Raw genomic sequence first — 15,993 nt, 5'->3', positions numbered from 1 at the left:
TCCCTAGGCCGAAGCGCTCAGGTAGCGCAGGCGGGCGAGGCCGTCCATCGGCTGCACCCAGCCGGCGACGGATTCCCGGACGGGCAGGTTGAAGTTGGGCTGGCAGATGACCACCCACGGCACGTCGGCGGCGAGGATCTCCTGGACCCGCTTCCACAGCGCGTTGCGGGCGCCCGTGTCGACTGTGGTGTGCGACTTCTCGTAGATCTGCTCGATCTCCGGGTTGCTGTAGTTCGAGTAGTTGAGGTTGGCGCCCTTGACGAAGCTCGTCGCCAGCATGTACTCGACGTCGTCCACCCAGAGCTGCCCGGAGGTGATCTGGAGCGGGATGTTCTTCTTGGTCCGCCGCTCGCCGAGGGTGGCCGGGTCCAGCGGGGTCAGCTTGAGCCGGATGCCGGCCTTGGCCGCCTCGCTCTGCACCTGGACGGCGATCTTCTGCTGCTCCTCGTTGTCGGCCTCGAAGACCAGCTCGGAGTCGAGCGACGCCCGGCCGGCGGCGGCCATGGCGGCCTTCGCCTTGTCCAGGTCGTAGGTGAACGGGTAGCCGCTCTCGTCGTAGCCGGGCATGTCCAGCGGGACGGGGCTCTTGGCCGCGCGGGCGTCGCCGCCGTACACGTTGTTGATGATCTGCTCGTAGGGCACCGCGTAGGCGAGCGCCTTGCGCACGTTCACGTCGTTGAACGGCGCCGCGGTGACCGACATCTGGATGGCGACCTGGCGGTTGCTGGCCGCCGAGATGACCTTGATGCCCGGGGCCTTCTTCAGGTCCTGGATGTCGCGCTGGCTGATGCCCAGGGCGATGTCGATGTCGCCGGCCTGGAGCTGGAGCCGCTGGTTGGAGGCGGCCGGCACGACCGAGATCCGGATGGTCGGCGTCTTGGCCGGGTCCGGGCCCGGGTAGCCGGTGTTCGCGCTGAGTTCGATCTCCTGGCCCTGGGTGGCCTTGGCGACGTTGAAGTAGCCGCCGGTCGGCGGGTTCTTCGCGAACCACTCCTTGGCCCAGGGGTCGCTGGCGCTGGCGCGCTTCTTGGCCTCGACGGAGTCGAAGACGTACAGCGAGATCGCCTGGATCTGGCGGGTCAGGGCGCTCGGGAACGCCTGGTGGAACTCCACCGTGTAGTCGTCGACGACCTTGACCTGGTCGGCGCTGGTGAGGCCGATGGTGCGGTAGACGCCTGCGACGTTGGCCTGGGCGGCGAACGCGCGGTCCTTCGACCACTTGACGTCGGCGGCCTTCATCTCGTTGCCGCTGGCGAACTTCACGCCGCGGCGCAGCTTGAGCGTCCACACCTTCTGCTCGGCGTCCGGCTCGAACGACTCGGCGAACGTCGGGGTGATGTTCTGGGTGTCGAGGATCTGGCTGCCACCGGCGTTGGTGACCCCGTAGTCGACCAGGTACGGGAAGACGTTCTTGTAGAGCATCAGCGCGGTCAGGTCGAAGCCGACGAAGTCCTGGTCCCAGCTCGACAGGTAGCTGGAGACCGCGATGCGCAGCGTCTTGGCGGCGTCGCCGCCGGACTTGCCGTCCGTGGACTTGTCACCGCTGTCCGCGGCGCAGGCGCCGGTGGCGAACAGGAGCGCGACGCCGCCACCCAACTGCAGGACGCCACGACGGGAGAGCGCGGGCGAGGAGGCGCCCGGACGGGGTGAACGAGCCATGAGAAGTCCTCCTAGAAGCACGAGGCAGATGGCCCGAGCAGCGGACCTACCAGGAGTTCTACCGGATTTAGCACCAGTGAACAATAGGGTGAACGGTGTTCAGTGAACACGGCCGCACAACGAAATGAAAGCGCTCCCGAAGTGCGGGATGACTCGACTGTCAGCGTTCACAGGGGTTCACAGAATCGTTACGTACGGCGGCCGCGAACAGGGCCGGAACGCCGACGACCCCGGGAGGGACACCCGGGGTCGTCGTCTCGCGCGGTGGTTCGCGCGGGTTCAGGGCCGGCCGCTCTCCTCGGACGCGCCGGTGATCATCGAGACGATCTCGTTACGGCTGGTCTCGGTGATGCCGCGAACGCCGACCTGGCGTCCCCGGCGCAGCACCGCCACCCGATCGGCGATGCGGAACACCTGGTCCAGGTTGTGGCTGACGACGAGCACGGCCGCGCCCCGCTCCCGCAGCTTCAGGATCAGCTGCTCCACCTTGGCGGTCTCGGCCACGCCCAGCGCCGCGGTCGGCTCGTCCATCAGCACCAGGCCGCTGGCCCAGTGGGTGGCGCGGCAGATCGCCACCGCCTGCCGCTGGCCGCCGGACAGGTCGCGGATGGTCGCCTTCGCGCTGGGGATCCGCACGTCCAGCGCGTCCACCAGCTCCTGCGTCTCCCGGGCCATCCGGCGCCGGTCGAGCAGCCGCAGCGGACCGCGGGTGAGTTCCCGGCCCAGGAACATGTTCATGTAGACCGGTTGCGAGTCGGCCAGGGCCAGATCCTGGTAGACCACCTCGACGCCCTGCCGGCGGGCGTCGGAGGCGTCCCGGAACGTCACCGGCCGCCCGTGCATCTCCAACTCGCCCTCGGTCGGCTGGTACACCCCCGAGATGATCTTCACGAGCGTGGACTTGCCGGCGCCGTTGTCGCCGACCAGCGCGGTGATCTGGCCGGCGGCCAGTTCCAGGTCGAAGCGCTCGATCGCGACGACGCCGCCGAACTGCTTACGGATGCCGCGCAACCGCAGCGGCGGGGCGCCCGCCCTGGTCGCGTCGGTCTTGTCGGTGACCGTGCTCATCATGCCCTCCCTGCGCTGCGAGCGGTGTGGTTGCCGGCGCCGGGGCCGTCGACCGCGTCGATGTCGTCCAGGCCGATCGGCGCCGAACCGTCGGCGGCGTACACGCCGGCCACGGCCGGGGCGCCCGACCGGACGCCGGTCACGCCCGCCGTCAGCGCCCGCGTGACGAACGCCTGCGGCCGGAAGCCGAACAGGACCGTGTCGCCGGGCGCGACGCCCGGCGCCGCCGTCACGTCGGCCATCGCGTAGTAGTCGATCGCCTCCGGCGCGGGCATCTCCACGTCGACCAGGTACGCGTCGTCGAGACCACCGCCCCGGGGGACGATCAGCGCCCGGGTGCCGCCCAGGCCCAGCACCGGGTCGACGTAGAGGCCGCCGCCGAAGACGTACGCCCGCCCGTCCCACAGGTGGGACACCTCGCTGACGTAGAGCACCGCGGGCTCCTCGACCAGGTCGGTGACCGCGTGCCAGGGTGTGGTGCCGGTGAGCCCGTGGCCGGGTTCGACCTGCGTCACGCCCGCCTCGGCCAGCGTCGCCAGGATCGCCGCCGAGGTCGTACCCGGGGCGTTGATCTCGACGTGCGACCACCCGGCGGCGCGCAAGGCCGCGGCGGCGCGTTGCAGGGTGCCGAGGTTGGGCGTCGGCACGACCCGCCCGGTGGCCGTGTCGAACAGCTGGGTCGGGAAGCTGGTGACCCCGGCGAACCGGGCGCCGTCGAGGGCGTCGAGCCGGTGGGCGACAGCGACGACCTCCTCGGCCGGCCAGCCGCCCTCGTGCCCCCGGTAGAACCGGTCGCCGAGGGCCGCGATCCGCGCGAGCAGCGCCTGCTCCCGCCCGGCCGCCGCACTCGCGGCGGCCGCCTCGGCGGCCTTGGCGTCGTTGAAGACCGTCCAGTACGCGGGCGCGAGCGCGGCGGCGACCGCCGCCTCGTGCCGGGGGATCTGCACCAGGTGACCGAGGTGACCGATGCCGAGCCCGCCGTGCCGGTCGGCGAGCGCGCACTGCAGGTCGACGCCGACCGCCTCGGTGATGCCCGCGTCGCGGACCGTCCGGCAGAAGTCGGGGTTGCGCCCGACCTGCTTGGTCATGGCGTAGACCGACAGCCCGTACCGGTCGGCCTCGCCCCGGATGGCGGCGGCGTTCGCGGCGACCGTGTCGAGGTCCAGCGCGTAGCAGTTGGCCGGCAGGTCACCGCTGCCGTGCAGGTTCGCGGCGGCGGCGAGCAGGCCCGGGTTGCGGCGTCGGAGCAGGTCCAGAAACATGCGTGTGCTTCCTTCCGGGTCAGCTTCGCCGCTCGCGCAGCGAGAGGGAGACGGCCACCAGGATGATCGCGCCGCGCGCCATCATCTGCTGCGACACGGACAGGCCGGCCAGGATCAGGCCGTTGTTGAGCATGCCCATCAGCAGGCTGCCCAGCACCGCGCCGACGATCGAGCCCTTGCCGCCGAAGAGGCTGGTCCCGCCCACGATCACGGCGGCGATCACGGACATCAGGTCGGCCTCGCCGAGGGTGTACCGGGCGCCCTGGAGGCGGCCGGCGTACAGCAGGCCGGCGAGCGCGGCGCACATCGCGCTGCCCATCAGCACCATGATCTTGACGCGGATCACCTTGATGCCGCTGACCCGGGCCGCCGCGACGTTGTCGCCGATGGCGAGCGTGTGCGCGCCGTACCGGGTCTGCCGCAGCACGAGGTAGCCGACCACTGCCGCCGCCACCGACCAGAGCACCAGGCCGGGGATGCCGAGGATCTCGCCCTGGCCGAAGAAGGACAGGAACGCGTCGTTGCTGACCGGCACCGACTGCAGGCCGGTGACCTCGCGGGCCAGACCGGCCACCGCGCCCATGGTGGCGAGTGTGACCAGGAAGCTGGGCAGCCGCACGAGGGTCACGAAGACGCCGTTGACCAGGCCGACCGCCGCGCCGGCGGCGAGGCCCGCGGCCACGCCGAGCAGCATGCTGTCGGTCTCGCGCAACGTCACCGCGCCGACGAGCGCGGAGAGCGCGACGACCGACCCGATGGACAGGTCGATCTCACCGGCGGCCAGTACGAAGACCAGCCCGACCGCCATGATCGTGATCGGCGCGGTCTGGATGACGATGTTGGTGAGGTTGCTCGTGGTCAGGAAGCCGTTGCTGCCCTGGGTGACGGCGAAGAACAGGAACACGACCGCGAAGCCGATGTAGACCACGTAGTCGCGCCAGTTGATCCGGCGCCAGGCCGGGACGGCGCTGGTCTTCACCGCCGCATCCGTGTGGGTCATCTATCGTCCCTCCGCTGTCTGGAAAGAGGTGTTCCGGTGGGCCGGTGAGTCGTCGCGTACGCCGGCCTCCCGGCGGGCGACCGCGACGGCGCCGAGCAGGCCGGCCCGGTCGCCGAGCCGGCTGGTCTTGATCAACGGGGCGTCCGCGCTGAGCGCGGCGACCCAGCGCCGGACCGGTTCGACGAGTTCGGCGCGGGAGCCGATGCCGCCGCCCAGGACGACCGCCTCCGGGTCCAGGACGGCGGCGACCGCGACGACGGCCAGGGCGATCAGCCGGGCCTCCTCGTCGATGGCCGCGAGGGCGTCCGGGTCACCGGCCGCGGCCCGGTCGAAGACGTCGGGCACGCTCGCCTGCTCGCCGGACACCGCCCGGTAGCGGGCGGCGAGGGCCGCGCCGGCGACCGCCTCCTCCAGCGCGCCCTTCACCTGGTTGTCCTTGTCGAACGGGTCGGTGCCCAGGGGCAGGTAGGAGATCTCCCCGGCCGCGCCGCGCGCGCCGCGGACCAGCTCGCCGTTGAGCACGATGCCCATGCCGACACCGGTGCCGACCGCCACGAACACGAAGTGCCTGTGGGTACGCCCGCTGCCCAGCCACTGCTCGCCGGCGGCGGCCATGTTGACGTCGTTGTCCAGCACGACCGGGTGGCCCAGCCGGCGGGTCAGCTCGGCCCGCACGTCGAGGGCCTCCAGGTCGGAGACGTTCGGCGACAGCTCGATGGCGCCGGTCGCCGGGTCGGGTACGCCGGGCAGGCCGATCGCGCTGGCCCGCACGTCGGTCCAGGCGACGCCGGCCCGGACGGCCAGCTCGCGCAGCAGCGCGTCGATCTGCGCGGCGACCGCCGTACCGCCCCGGGGATCGGTCGGCTGCACCTGCTCGTCCACGATGAGACCGTCGAGGTCGGCCAGCGCGGCCCGCAGCTTGGTGCCGCCGAGGTCGACGCCGGCGACGTAGCCGGACGGACGCGGATGCGCGGCCATCAGCCGACCGTCAGGAGCCGGGCCGGGTTGGCCACCAGCATCTGGTCGATCGCCTCCGGCGGCACACCGAGCCGGGCGAGACCCGGCACGATCTCCGCGCCCAGGTACGAGTACCCGAGGCGGCCGTGCGTGCCCGGGTTCAGGTACGCCTCGGCGCCGGTCAGGTCCATCGAGAGCAGGATCCGGTCGGCGTAGCCGTCCCGGACCAGTCCGGCAAGCATGTCCAGCCGGGCCCGGTCGGGCCGGTGGTACGCGCGCTTGGCGAACTCGCCCTCCGGCGGGTTGTCCGGCAGCGGGGCGAGCACGAAGTCCCAGAACTGCTTGCCGAGCGTGTCGAAGGCGATGTTCACGCCGGTGGCCAGCACGGCCCGCAGGTAGTCCGGGTCGGGGTTGATGTCCAGGTGGCCGATGACGACGCGGGAGAGGTCGGCCTTCTCCTCGCGCAGGATCTCGACCTGCTCCAGCGCCATCGTGCCGTGGGTGGTGTGGGTGTTCACCGCCAGGCCGGTGGCGACGTGGGCGCGGGCGGCGGCGCGCAGGCACTTCTCCTCGTGCGGGGTGATCTCGTCGAGGCCGGTGGCCTGCTCGCCGAAGATGCCCACCTTGATCCCGGTGTCCCCGACGCCGATCGTGGCGTCGGCGACGAAGCGCTCACGCATCTCGTCGACGCTCGCGGTCAGCGCCCAGCCCGGGGAGTACGGCTCCAGGTAGATCGCCGATCCGGCGACCACGTGCAGGCCGGTACGCCGGGCCACGTCACGCAGCAGCGTCACGTCGTGACCGACCACCTCGTACGGGGACAGGTCCACGATCGTGCCGAAGCCCAGCTCCGGCAGGCCGCTCACCGCGTCGGCGGCGAGGTCGGCGCGGTCGTCCCCGGTGCCGCCGGACAGCCACGGCCCGGGCACCAGCGCGCCGAGGTGCTCGTGGCTCAGCACCCGGCCGAGCGACTCGGGAGGCACCGGCCCGAGGACTGTCTGGACGTACCCCATGTGCTTCTTCCTCTCGTCTCGCGGTGGTCGCGGGCCCGGCGGTGGGCCGGGCCGCGTCCGGCGAGGTCCGGGGCCCGTTCGGGGAGGCCCCGGACCTCACGGCCCGGCGTCAGTTGCCGAGCACCTCGGCCGGGGGCTCCTGGCCGTAGTCGTCGCGCCAGGCGTCGGCGATGTTGTCCTTGGTGGCGGCCATCGGCGATCCGACGACCAGTTCCGGGGCCTTCTTGCCGAGCAGGCCGTACGCGGCGACGACGCCCAGGTTCTCGCCGAGGCGGGTCGAGCCGTTGGCGACGACGCCGGCGACGTTGCCGCCCTTGACCATGTCGGCGGCGAGGTTCGCCTCCAGGTCGTTCGTGACGATCTTGACGTCGGTGCGGCCCTGCTGGCGGGTCGCGGCGAGCACGCCCTCGGCGGCGGTGGCCCAGGCGACGTAGACGCCCTTGAGGTCGGCGTGGCGGGTCAGCATCGCGGTGGCGATGTCCTCGGTACGCGCCGGGTCGGAGAACCCGGCCTCCTCGACGATCTCGATGTCCGGGTAGAGGTAGCCCAGCCAGTCCTTGAACGCCTTGTCCCGCTGGTTGGTGAACCAGAAGTCGGCGTCGTGGTAGACGTAGCCGACCTTGCCCTTGCCGCCGAGCGCCTTGCCGAGCATCTCCGCGTTTGCCTTGCCGAACGCGGTCAGGTCGGCGGTGACGATGCCGACGATCTGCTCGCCGGACTTGTAGCCCTTCGGCGGGGTGGTCATCACGACGAGCTTGACGCCGGCGTCCACGGCGGGCTTGAAGGCCGCGGCCGCCGCGGTCGGGTCGACCGCGATGGTGACGATCAGGTCGGGCTTGAGCGCCAGGACGGTCTGCACGTTGTTGGCCTGCCGGGCCGCGTCGAACTCGGCGCTGGTGCTGGCCAGCACCTTGATGCCGAGCTGGTCGAACTCCTTGCGGACGCCGGACTCCACGGCCTTGGTCAGCGCGGAGCCCTCGTGCCAGACGAAGGCGGCGGAGTACTCGCCGTCCTTGACCTTCTGCCGCTCCTCGGGGGTGAGCGAGAGCTGGTCGGCGGCGGTCGGCGTCTCGCCGCCGGGGCCGACGAACGACAGGCTGGGTTCGGTACGCGGGCCGCTCGACGCGCCGCCGCTCCCGGAGGTCTCGTTCGAGCAGGCGCCGACCATGAGCGCCAGGGCGCAGAGCGCGCCGAGGGCGGCACCACGTCTACGGCTGAGAATCATTGCTCTTCCCTTCACAGCAACGGGGTCTGGAACCGGTGATTCCGGACTGACACGGGGGTCCGATGCGACCGGCACGGCGCGTGCGGGGGCACCCGCCGCCGTCCCTGGGGGCCGGCGACCTCTATTTCCGTTCAGGGTGAAAGTATTATCGCGGTCATCACACTCCGTCAAGAGTGCTGGTCAGAGATTCCTCCCACTCGTTCCGAGCCACCGCCATAGCGCTTGACCTGGGCTTTCACGCCCGCGTGAGGCGGCGGGAAGACGGGCCTCGATGTCCACCGCGCACCGATGCCGGGCGACACGCGCCGGGGGTTGCCGGGGAGGCGGCGCGGCTTTAACATTCGGGCGGAAATAAAATCGGCGGAGGTGGGCGTGGAATCTCGAGCACCCCGGGCGGCGAACCGGTCCACAGTGCTGGCCCACGTGCTGACCCACGGTCCGGTGAGCCGCACGGCCATCGGCCACGAGACCGACCTCTCCCCCGCCACCGTGTCGCGCATCGTGGAACAACTGCTCGACGAAGGGTTGCTGACCGAGACCGACGGCGCGCCGACCACCGCCCGGGGCCGGCGGGCCACCCAGGTGGCGATCGCCGCCGGACGCGGCGTCGTCTGCGGGGTCGACGTCGGTGGCTCCAACGTCCGGCTGGTGGTCGCCGACCTCGCCGCCGAGCCGCTGACCGGCCGGACCGTGCCCACGCCCGCCGACTACGACGCCCCCCGGCTGGCCCAGTGGCTGGCCGACCTGATCGTCGCGACCGTCGGCGCCGACCGGGAGCGGCTCGACTGCGTCGCGGTGGGCCTGCCCGGCGCCGTCCGGCAGGGCGACCGCGCGGTCTCCAACGCCCCGAACCTGCCACAGGTGGAGGATCCGCAGTTCCTGCGGCTGCTGGAGAAGCACCTGGGCACCGCGGTCGAGGTGGACAACGACTCCAACTACGCGCTGCTCGGGGAGTTGCGCTTCGGCGCCGCCCGGGACGCGCAGACCGCGGTGATGCTCACCATCGGGGCAGGGCTCGGCGCCGGCGTGGCGATCGACCGCCGACTGTTCCGGGGCCGCAGCGGCCTGGTCGGCGAGTTCGGCCACCTGCCCGCCGGTCCGCTCGGCGCGCCGCTCGAACGGATCATCAGCGGGTCCGGCATCCTCGCCCGCGCCCGCGAGCTCGGCCTGTCGTTCGACAACGCGGCCGACGTGTTCCGCTCGGCCGACCCGCGCCTGGCGCCGGTCCGGCAGTACGTCGAGCAGGCGCTGCTGGTCATCCTCACCGCGGCGGTGGTCGCGTACGAGCCGGAGGTGATCGTCCTCGGCGGCGGCATCTCCCACGCGCTCACACCCGACCTGGTCCGGCTGCGCGGACGGCTGCACGAGATCGTGCCCGCCGCCGAGGCGACAGTGCACGGCGCGGAACTCGGTGACCTCTCCGGCGCGCTGGGCGCCGTGGTCGCGGCGCTGCACACCGCGTACCGGCGGCTCGGGCTCGCCGAGGCGGACCTCGCCCGCGTACCCCAGCCGGACGCCCTCGCCGGCTGCGATCTGCCGGCTCTGGCCGACCGCGCCTGAGCAGGCGGCGACGCCGGCGCCACGCGCTCCTGTGAGCGCTCACCCGGCGGCCCACCCGGCATCCCTCCGGACCCGGCCGGTTGAACATGTTATCGATAACCTGCTATGTTCCGGCACGGGAGCGAAGGGCACGCTCCCCGTCACCCCCGCAATCGGCAAGGCGACCCGAGGGCACCTTCCTCGCCGCCCCGCCGGTCGGTGACCAGTCCGGGCCGCTCCGCCGATGCACGCCGACGCAGGCGGCCAACGGACGACTTCGGCCCCGGCCGCACGCGCGGCTCCGCGCCCTCTTCGCAGGCGACGTCGGCATCGACGGACGGTCCGGCCTGCACCACCACCCAGGGCAAGGAGTCCAGCAATGGCGAAACGAACATCCCTTCTCTCATCCATCGCCGCCGCGGCCGTGCTCCTCGCGGCGGCGGCCGGCGGCGCGCTCAGCGCCGGTCTCGGCGAGACGGCGCAGGCGTCGACGAACGGCACGCTCGCGGCGACCGCCGGCTGCAGCAAGGCGCCCACGCTGTCCAGCGGGACGCGCACCATCTCCAGCGGCGGACAGAACCGCAGCTACATCCTGCGCATCCCGGACGGGTACGACCGCAACCGTCCGTACCGGCTGATCTTCGGGTTCCACTGGCTGAACGGCTCGGCGAACAACGTCGCCTCGGCCGGCTACTACGGCCTGCTGCCGCTGTCGAACAACAGCACGATCTTCGTCGCGCCGCAGGGCATCGACAACGGCTGGGCCAACACCAACGGCCGGGACCTGACGCTGTTCGACGACATCTCCCGACAGATCGAGAACGACCTCTGCGTGGACACGTCCCAGCGGTTCGCGCTCGGCTGGAGCTACGGCGGAGCGATGAGCTACGCGGTGGCCTGCGCCCGGCCCACGATCGTCCGCGCGGTCACCGTCATCTCCGGCGCCAACCTCAGCGGCTGCAACGGCGGCACCCAGCCGGTCGCCTACTTCGGCATCCACGGCATCTACGACAGCGTGCTGAACATCTCCATGGGCCGGTCGCTGCGCGACACATTCGTCCGCAACAACGGCTGCACCGCGCAGAGCCCGCGCGAGCCGAGCCGGGGCAGCCTCACCCACATCACCACCACGTACTCCGGCTGCCGCGAGGGCTACCCGGTGCAGTGGGCCGCGTTCGACGGTGACCACACCCCCAGCCCGGTCGACGGGTCGTCCAGCCCGAACGACTCGCGGACCTGGACGTCGGGGGAGATCTGGCGGTTCTTCAGCCAGTTCGCGTCCACCACGCCGCCGCCGACCACCGCGCCGCCGACCACTGCGCCGCCCACGACCCCGCCGCCGACCACCCCGCCGCCCACCACCCCGCCGCCCACGACCCCGCCGCCGACCGGTGAGCCGGGCGCGTGCACAGCGACCTACCGGACCGTGAACACCTGGCCCGGTGGCTTCCAGGCCGAGGTCACGGTGGCCAACAACGGCGCGAGCACGCTCAACGGCTGGACCGCACGCCTGACCCTGGCCTCCGGCCAGGCGATCAGCAGCCTCTGGAACGGCGTCAACACGGGCACCACCGGCTCGGTGTCGGTCCGCAACGCCGACTACAACGGCACGTTGGGCGCAAACGGCTCGACGACGTTCGGGTTCACCGCCACCGGCAACGGGGCCACCGCGCCCAGCGGTGTCAGCTGCACCAGTCCCTGACCGGATCGCCGACCCCGGACAGGGGTGCCGGGCCGGGGGTGGCACTGTGCCGCCCTCGGCCCGGCACCGGCCGGGACAACGCGAGGTCCCGCCGGACGCCGGGATGTGCTCTAATTAACCCTGGTCGATGTTTGCGCTAACATTCGCGATCTCGCAGGCCACCACCACCGGCACCTCGGGACCGCAGCGCAACTCTTGTTAGCGTTTACACCGACGGCCATCCACAACTCGCGATACCCGGCCCCGCCGGCCGGACGGTCGCGCGTACCCGAGGAGCCGTCATGGTGATCCCCCGTCCCCGGTCCGTCCGATCCGGACCATCGCGTCTCGTCATCTCCGCCCTGGCTCTCGCCCTGGCCGCCACCGGCGGCGGCCTGACGCTCACCGCGAGCCCCGCACAGGCCGCCACCTCGATCACCGTCAACGGCGCCTCCGGCGGCCAGACGTTCGACGGGGTGGGCGCGGTGAGCGGCGGCGGCGGCAACAGCCGCCTGCTGATCGACTACCCGGAGCCGCAACGCGGGCAGATCCTGGACTACCTGTTCAAGCCCGGATACGGCGCCGCGCTGCAGATCCTCAAGGTCGAGATGGGCGGCGACACCAACTCCACCAGCGGGTCCGAGCCGAGCCACGAGCACGTCCGTGGCGATCTCAACTGCAACCGCGGCTACCAATGGTGGATCATGGAGCAGGCCAAGGCCCGCAATCCCGCCATCAAGCTGGCGGCCCTGCCGTGGGGCGCTCCCGGGTGGATCGGCAACGGCAACTTCATGTCCCAGGACATGATCAATTACTTCGTGGACTGGCTGGGCTGCGCGCGGCAGCACAACCTGACCATGGACTACATCACCGCCGCCCAGAACGAGAAGCGGACCGACGCGAACTGGACCATCAGCCTACGTCAGGCGCTGAACGCCAACGGCTACAGCGGCGTGAAGATCATCTATGGGGACGACTACCCCGGAAGCTGGGGCCCGGCCAACGCCGTCGCCAGCAACGCCACGCTGCGCAACAGCATCGACGTGCTCAGCGGCCACTACCCGTGCGGCTACCTCAGCGCGCAGACCACCTGCACCGTCTCGTCGACGGCCACCTCCACCGGCAAGACGCTGTGGAACAGCGAGGGCGGCTCCCAGGACTACAACGACGGCGCCAAGCCCCTGGCCCGCGGCATCAACCGCGGCTACATCGACGGCCGGATGGTCGCCTACCTCAACTGGGACCTGATCGCCGCCATCACGCCGAACCTGCCCTGGTCCACGGTCGGGCTGATCCTGGCCAACCAGCCCTGGTCCGGCTGGTACTCGGTCGGCAAGAACACCTGGGCGCTGGCGCACACCACCCAGTTCACCGCGCCCGGCTGGCGCTACCTGGACTCGGCCTCGGGCTACCTGGGCGGCAACCGCAACAACGGCAGCTACGTGTCGCTGCGCTCGCCCACCACCGGCGACTACAGCACGGTCGTCGAGACCATGGACGCCACAGCGGCCCAGCAGGTCACCATGAACATCACCGGCGGGCTGTCCACCGGCCAGGCGCACATCTGGGCCACGAACCTGAACTCGACCAACCCGAACGACTTCTTCGTCCGCACCGCGGACATCACCCCGTCGGGCGGGTCGTTCTCGTTCACCGCCCAGCCCGGTCACCTCTACACCGTCACCACCACGACCGGGCAGGGCAAGGGCACCGCCACCAGCCCCGCCCAGGGCTCGCTGGGCCTGCCGTACCGCGACGACTTCGACAGCTACGCCAGCGGACGGTTCCCGAAGTACCTCCAGGACATGCAGGGCGCGTTCGAGATCGTCGGCTGCGGCGGCGGCCGGTCCGGCATGTGCCTGCGCCAGATGTCCGCGCAGGCGCCCATCACCTGGAAGACCCTCGCCGACCCGGCCACCTACGGCGGGAACCTGAGCTGGGGCAACTACACGGTCTCCGCCGACGTCCTGCTCGAACAGTCCGGCTACGCCCAGATCCAGGGCCGCGTCGGCAGCACCAACCTGGACCCCATCGGCCGCTACAACGCCTACTTCCTGCGGGTCACCGACTCCGGCGCGTGGTCCATCCTGCGCAACAACACCGCCGGGCAGCTCACCACGCTGCGCAGCGGGAACGTCGCGGCGCTGGGCACCAACCGCTGGCACAGCCTCGCGCTCGGCTTCTCCGGCACCACCATCACCGCCACCATCGACGGCACGACGGTCGGCACGGCCACCGACTCCACGTTCGGCACCGGCCAGGTCGGCTTCGGCACCAGCCAGGGCGAGACCGCGCAGTTCGACAACCTGTCGGTGGTCGCCGGTCCGGGCGGCAACCCCGGCGGTACGAGCGGCGCGTGGCTCAACCCCAACTCGAGCCGGTGCCTCGACGTGCCGAACCAGTCCCAGACCAACGGCACCCAGGTGACGTTGTGGGAGTGCAACGGCGGGACCAACCAGCAGTGGACGGCGACGTCGGGCCGGCAACTCCAGGTGTACGGGAGCAAGTGCCTCGACGCCGAGGGGCAGGGCACCTCGTCCGGCACCCGGGTCATCATCTGGGACTGCAACGGCGGCACCAACCAGCAGTGGAACGTCAACACCGACGGCACGATCACCGGCGTCCAGTCCGGACTGTGCCTGAGCCCGAACGGCGGCGGGACCGGCAACGGCACCTCCGTCGTCCTGTCCGCCTGCACCGGCGCGAACAGCCAGAAGTGGAGCCGGGCGTGACGGCCCGACCCTCGCCGACCACACCCGTCCGCCGCAGCGCGGCCTACCCCGGGAGATGACCTGTGACGTCAACGCTATGGAGAACCGACCGCCGGACCAGACGATGGCTCGCTCTGGCGGTGACCATGCTCGCCCTGCTGGGGCTGGCCCCGGCCATCTCCGGAGGGCTGAACCCGACCGCCGCCCGGGCGGACAACCCGATCGTGCAGACCATCTACACGGCCGACCCGGCGCCGCTGGTCCACAACGGCCGGGTCTACCTCTACACCGGCCACGACGAGGACAACTCGACCTGGTTCACCATGAAGGAGTGGCGGGTCTACTCGTCCGACGACATGGTCAACTGGACCGACCACGGCTCGCCGCTCAGCCTCGCCACGTTCAGCTGGGCCAAGCAGGACGCGTGGGCCGGCCAGGCGGTCCAACGCAACGGCAAGTTCTACTGGTACGTGCCGATGGTCGTGCGGGCGACCGGCCAGATGGGCATCGGGGTGGCGGTGGCGGACAGTCCGACCGGGCCGTTCCGGGACGCCATCGGGCGCCCGCTGGTGAGCAACGGCGAGATCGATCCGACCGTGTTCATCGACGACGACGGCCAGGCGTACCTGTACTGGGGCAATCCCCGCCTGTGGTACGTGAAGCTGAACGCGGACATGATCTCGTACTCGGGCAGCCCGACCCAGATCCCGCTGACCGCGGCGGGCTTCGGGGCGCGGACCGGTGACGCGAACCGGCCGACCCTCTACGAGGAGGGTCCGTGGGTGTACAAGCGCAACGGGCTCTACTACCTGGTGTTCGCGGCCAAGTGCTGCTCGGAGTTCATCGCCTACTCGACCGCGCCCGGGCCGCTGGGACCGTGGACGTACCGCGGCACCGTCATGCCCACCCAGGGCAGCAGCTTCACCAACCACCCCGGGATCACCGACTACAAGGGCGGCTCGTACTTCTTCTACCACAACGGCGCGCTGCCCGGCGGCGGCGGTTTCACCAGGTCGGTGGCGGTGGAGAAGTTCTCCTACGGCGCCGACGGCTCGATCCCGACGATCAACATGACCACCACCGGCGCGCCGCAGATCGGCACGCTCAACCCGTACGTCCGGCAGGAGGCCGAGACGAGCGCCTGGGCGTCCGGCGTGGAGACCGAGCCGGCCAGCGGCGGCGGAATGAACGTCGGCTTCATCGACAACGGCGACTACCTCAAGATCAAGGGCGTCGCCTTCGGGACCGGCGCGGCCTCGTACACCGCCCGGGTGGCCTCCGCGGGCAGCGGCGGCACCATCGAGCTGCGGCTGGACGGGACCAGCGGCCCGGTGGTCGGCACCTGCCGGGTGTCCGGCACCGGCGGCTGGCAGACCTGGGCCGACACGACCTGCGCGGTCAGCGGCGCCACCGGCACCCACGACCTCTACCTGCGGTTCACCGGCGGCAGCGGCTCGCTGTTCAACATCGACCACTGGCGGTTCAGCCCGACCGGGAGCACCCCACCGCCCACCACCCCGCCGCCGAGCGATCCCCCGCCGACCACCCCGCCGCCCACCACCCCGCCGCCGAGCGGTGACGCCTGCGCCGCCACCTACCGCACCACGAACTCCTGGTCGGGCGGCTTCCAGGCCGAGGTGACCGTCACGGCCGGCGCCGCGGCGCTCAACGGCTGGTCGGTGCGATGGAACCTGGCCGGTGGCCAGAGCATCAACCAGGTCTGGAGCGGCACGCTGAGCACCAGCGGCTCCACCGCGACCGTCAGCAACGCCGCGTACAACGGCTCCGTGCCCGCGTCCGGCTCCACCACGTTCGGCTTCATCGCCAACGGCTCGCCGACCATCCCCTCCCTGACCTGCACCAGCCCGTGAGAGGAGC

11 protein-coding genes are annotated in these 15,993 nt (G+C 71.4%); 4 read left to right on the top strand and 7 right to left on the bottom strand.

Annotated elements, in window-relative coordinates:
- Nucleotides 1-3: 3 nt before the first annotated feature.
- From GA0070562_RS29005 to GA0070562_RS28975, 7 genes are all read right to left on the bottom strand, one after another.
- The gene (locus tag GA0070562_RS29005; protein ID WP_091427913.1) at nt 4-1,659 is read right to left on the bottom strand and encodes an ABC transporter substrate-binding protein; all 1,656 of its coding nucleotides are present in this window, start codon (nt 1,657-1,659) and stop codon (nt 4-6) included.
- Between the two features lie 279 nt (nt 1,660-1,938).
- On the bottom strand, nt 1,939-2,727 hold the full coding sequence (locus tag GA0070562_RS29000; protein ID WP_091427911.1) for an ATP-binding cassette domain-containing protein: 789 nt from the start codon (nt 2,725-2,727) through the stop codon (nt 1,939-1,941).
- Nucleotides 2,727-3,989, bottom strand: a complete 1,263-nt coding sequence (locus GA0070562_RS28995) for an alanine racemase (protein ID WP_091427910.1) — start codon at nt 3,987-3,989, stop codon at nt 2,727-2,729. Before GA0070562_RS28995 ends, GA0070562_RS29000 begins: the two co-directional genes overlap by 1 nt.
- A 19-nt stretch (nt 3,990-4,008) precedes the next feature.
- Complete coding sequence (locus GA0070562_RS28990; RefSeq protein WP_091427908.1) at nt 4,009-4,989, bottom strand: ABC transporter permease; 981 nt, start codon at nt 4,987-4,989, stop codon at nt 4,009-4,011.
- Nucleotides 4,990-5,967 carry an ROK family protein gene (locus GA0070562_RS28985; protein ID WP_091427906.1) on the bottom strand — a complete coding sequence of 326 codons (978 nt, stop codon included), beginning with the start codon at nt 5,965-5,967 and terminating at the stop codon, nt 4,990-4,992.
- Nucleotides 5,967-6,959: a phosphotriesterase family protein gene (locus GA0070562_RS28980; RefSeq protein ID WP_091427904.1), complete on the bottom strand. Its 993-nt coding sequence runs from the start codon at nt 6,957-6,959 to the stop codon at nt 5,967-5,969. The genes GA0070562_RS28985 and GA0070562_RS28980 overlap by 1 nt, the downstream gene beginning before the upstream one ends.
- A 109-nt stretch (nt 6,960-7,068) precedes the next feature.
- A complete protein-coding gene (locus GA0070562_RS28975; protein ID WP_091427902.1) occupies nt 7,069-8,184 on the bottom strand; it encodes a substrate-binding domain-containing protein in 1,116 nt (371 codons plus the stop codon).
- Nucleotides 8,185-8,556: 372 nt separating this feature from the next.
- Between GA0070562_RS28975 and GA0070562_RS28970 the strand changes: the two genes are divergently transcribed.
- The 4 genes from GA0070562_RS28970 (at nt 8,557) to GA0070562_RS28955 (ending at nt 15,986) form a co-directional block, all read left to right on the top strand.
- A complete protein-coding gene (locus GA0070562_RS28970) occupies nt 8,557-9,744 on the top strand; it encodes an ROK family transcriptional regulator (RefSeq protein WP_091427982.1) in 1,188 nt (395 codons plus the stop codon).
- A 358-nt stretch (nt 9,745-10,102) separates the two neighbouring features.
- Nucleotides 10,103-11,425 (top strand): CE1 family esterase, encoded by a 1,323-nt coding sequence (locus tag GA0070562_RS28965; protein WP_091427901.1) that lies wholly within the window; start codon nt 10,103-10,105, stop codon nt 11,423-11,425.
- Between the two features lie 281 nt (nt 11,426-11,706).
- On the top strand, nt 11,707-14,136 hold the full coding sequence (locus GA0070562_RS28960) for a ricin-type beta-trefoil lectin domain protein (RefSeq protein ID WP_091427899.1): 2,430 nt from the start codon (nt 11,707-11,709) through the stop codon (nt 14,134-14,136).
- 125 nt (nt 14,137-14,261) lie between these two features.
- The gene (locus tag GA0070562_RS28955; RefSeq protein ID WP_091427981.1) at nt 14,262-15,986 is read left to right on the top strand and encodes a family 43 glycosylhydrolase; all 1,725 of its coding nucleotides are present in this window, start codon (nt 14,262-14,264) and stop codon (nt 15,984-15,986) included.
- Nucleotides 15,987-15,993: the final 7 nt, after the last annotated feature.

Origin of the sequence: Micromonospora tulbaghiae (assembly GCF_900091605.1) — a bacterium.
GTDB classification, from domain to species: Bacteria; Actinomycetota; Actinomycetes; order Mycobacteriales; family Micromonosporaceae; genus Micromonospora; species Micromonospora tulbaghiae.
The sequence above is the reverse complement of the archived record's forward strand: the minus strand, read 5'-3'. Positions and strand labels throughout refer to the sequence as shown.

Bases quoted from the DNA above. Each gene is read 5' to 3' on its own strand.
- GA0070562_RS28965 (WP_091427901.1), top strand. From the start codon at position 10,103: ATGGCGAAACGAACATCCCTTCTCTCATCCATCGCCGCCGCGGCCGTG.
- GA0070562_RS29005 (WP_091427913.1), bottom strand. From the start codon at position 1,659: ATGGCTCGTTCACCCCGTCCGGGCGCCTCCTCGCCCGCGCTCTCCCGT.
- GA0070562_RS28985 (WP_091427906.1), bottom strand. From the start codon at position 5,967: ATGGCCGCGCATCCGCGTCCGTCCGGCTACGTCGCCGGCGTCGACCTC.
- GA0070562_RS28960 (WP_091427899.1), top strand. From the start codon at position 11,707: ATGGTGATCCCCCGTCCCCGGTCCGTCCGATCCGGACCATCGCGTCTC.
- GA0070562_RS28975 (WP_091427902.1), bottom strand. From the start codon at position 8,184: ATGATTCTCAGCCGTAGACGTGGTGCCGCCCTCGGCGCGCTCTGCGCC.
- GA0070562_RS29000 (WP_091427911.1), bottom strand. From the start codon at position 2,727: ATGAGCACGGTCACCGACAAGACCGACGCGACCAGGGCGGGCGCCCCG.
- GA0070562_RS28990 (WP_091427908.1), bottom strand. From the start codon at position 4,989: ATGACCCACACGGATGCGGCGGTGAAGACCAGCGCCGTCCCGGCCTGG.
- GA0070562_RS28955 (WP_091427981.1), top strand. From the start codon at position 14,262: ATGCTCGCCCTGCTGGGGCTGGCCCCGGCCATCTCCGGAGGGCTGAAC.
- GA0070562_RS28980 (WP_091427904.1), bottom strand. From the start codon at position 6,959: ATGGGGTACGTCCAGACAGTCCTCGGGCCGGTGCCTCCCGAGTCGCTC.
- GA0070562_RS28995 (WP_091427910.1), bottom strand. From the start codon at position 3,989: ATGTTTCTGGACCTGCTCCGACGCCGCAACCCGGGCCTGCTCGCCGCC.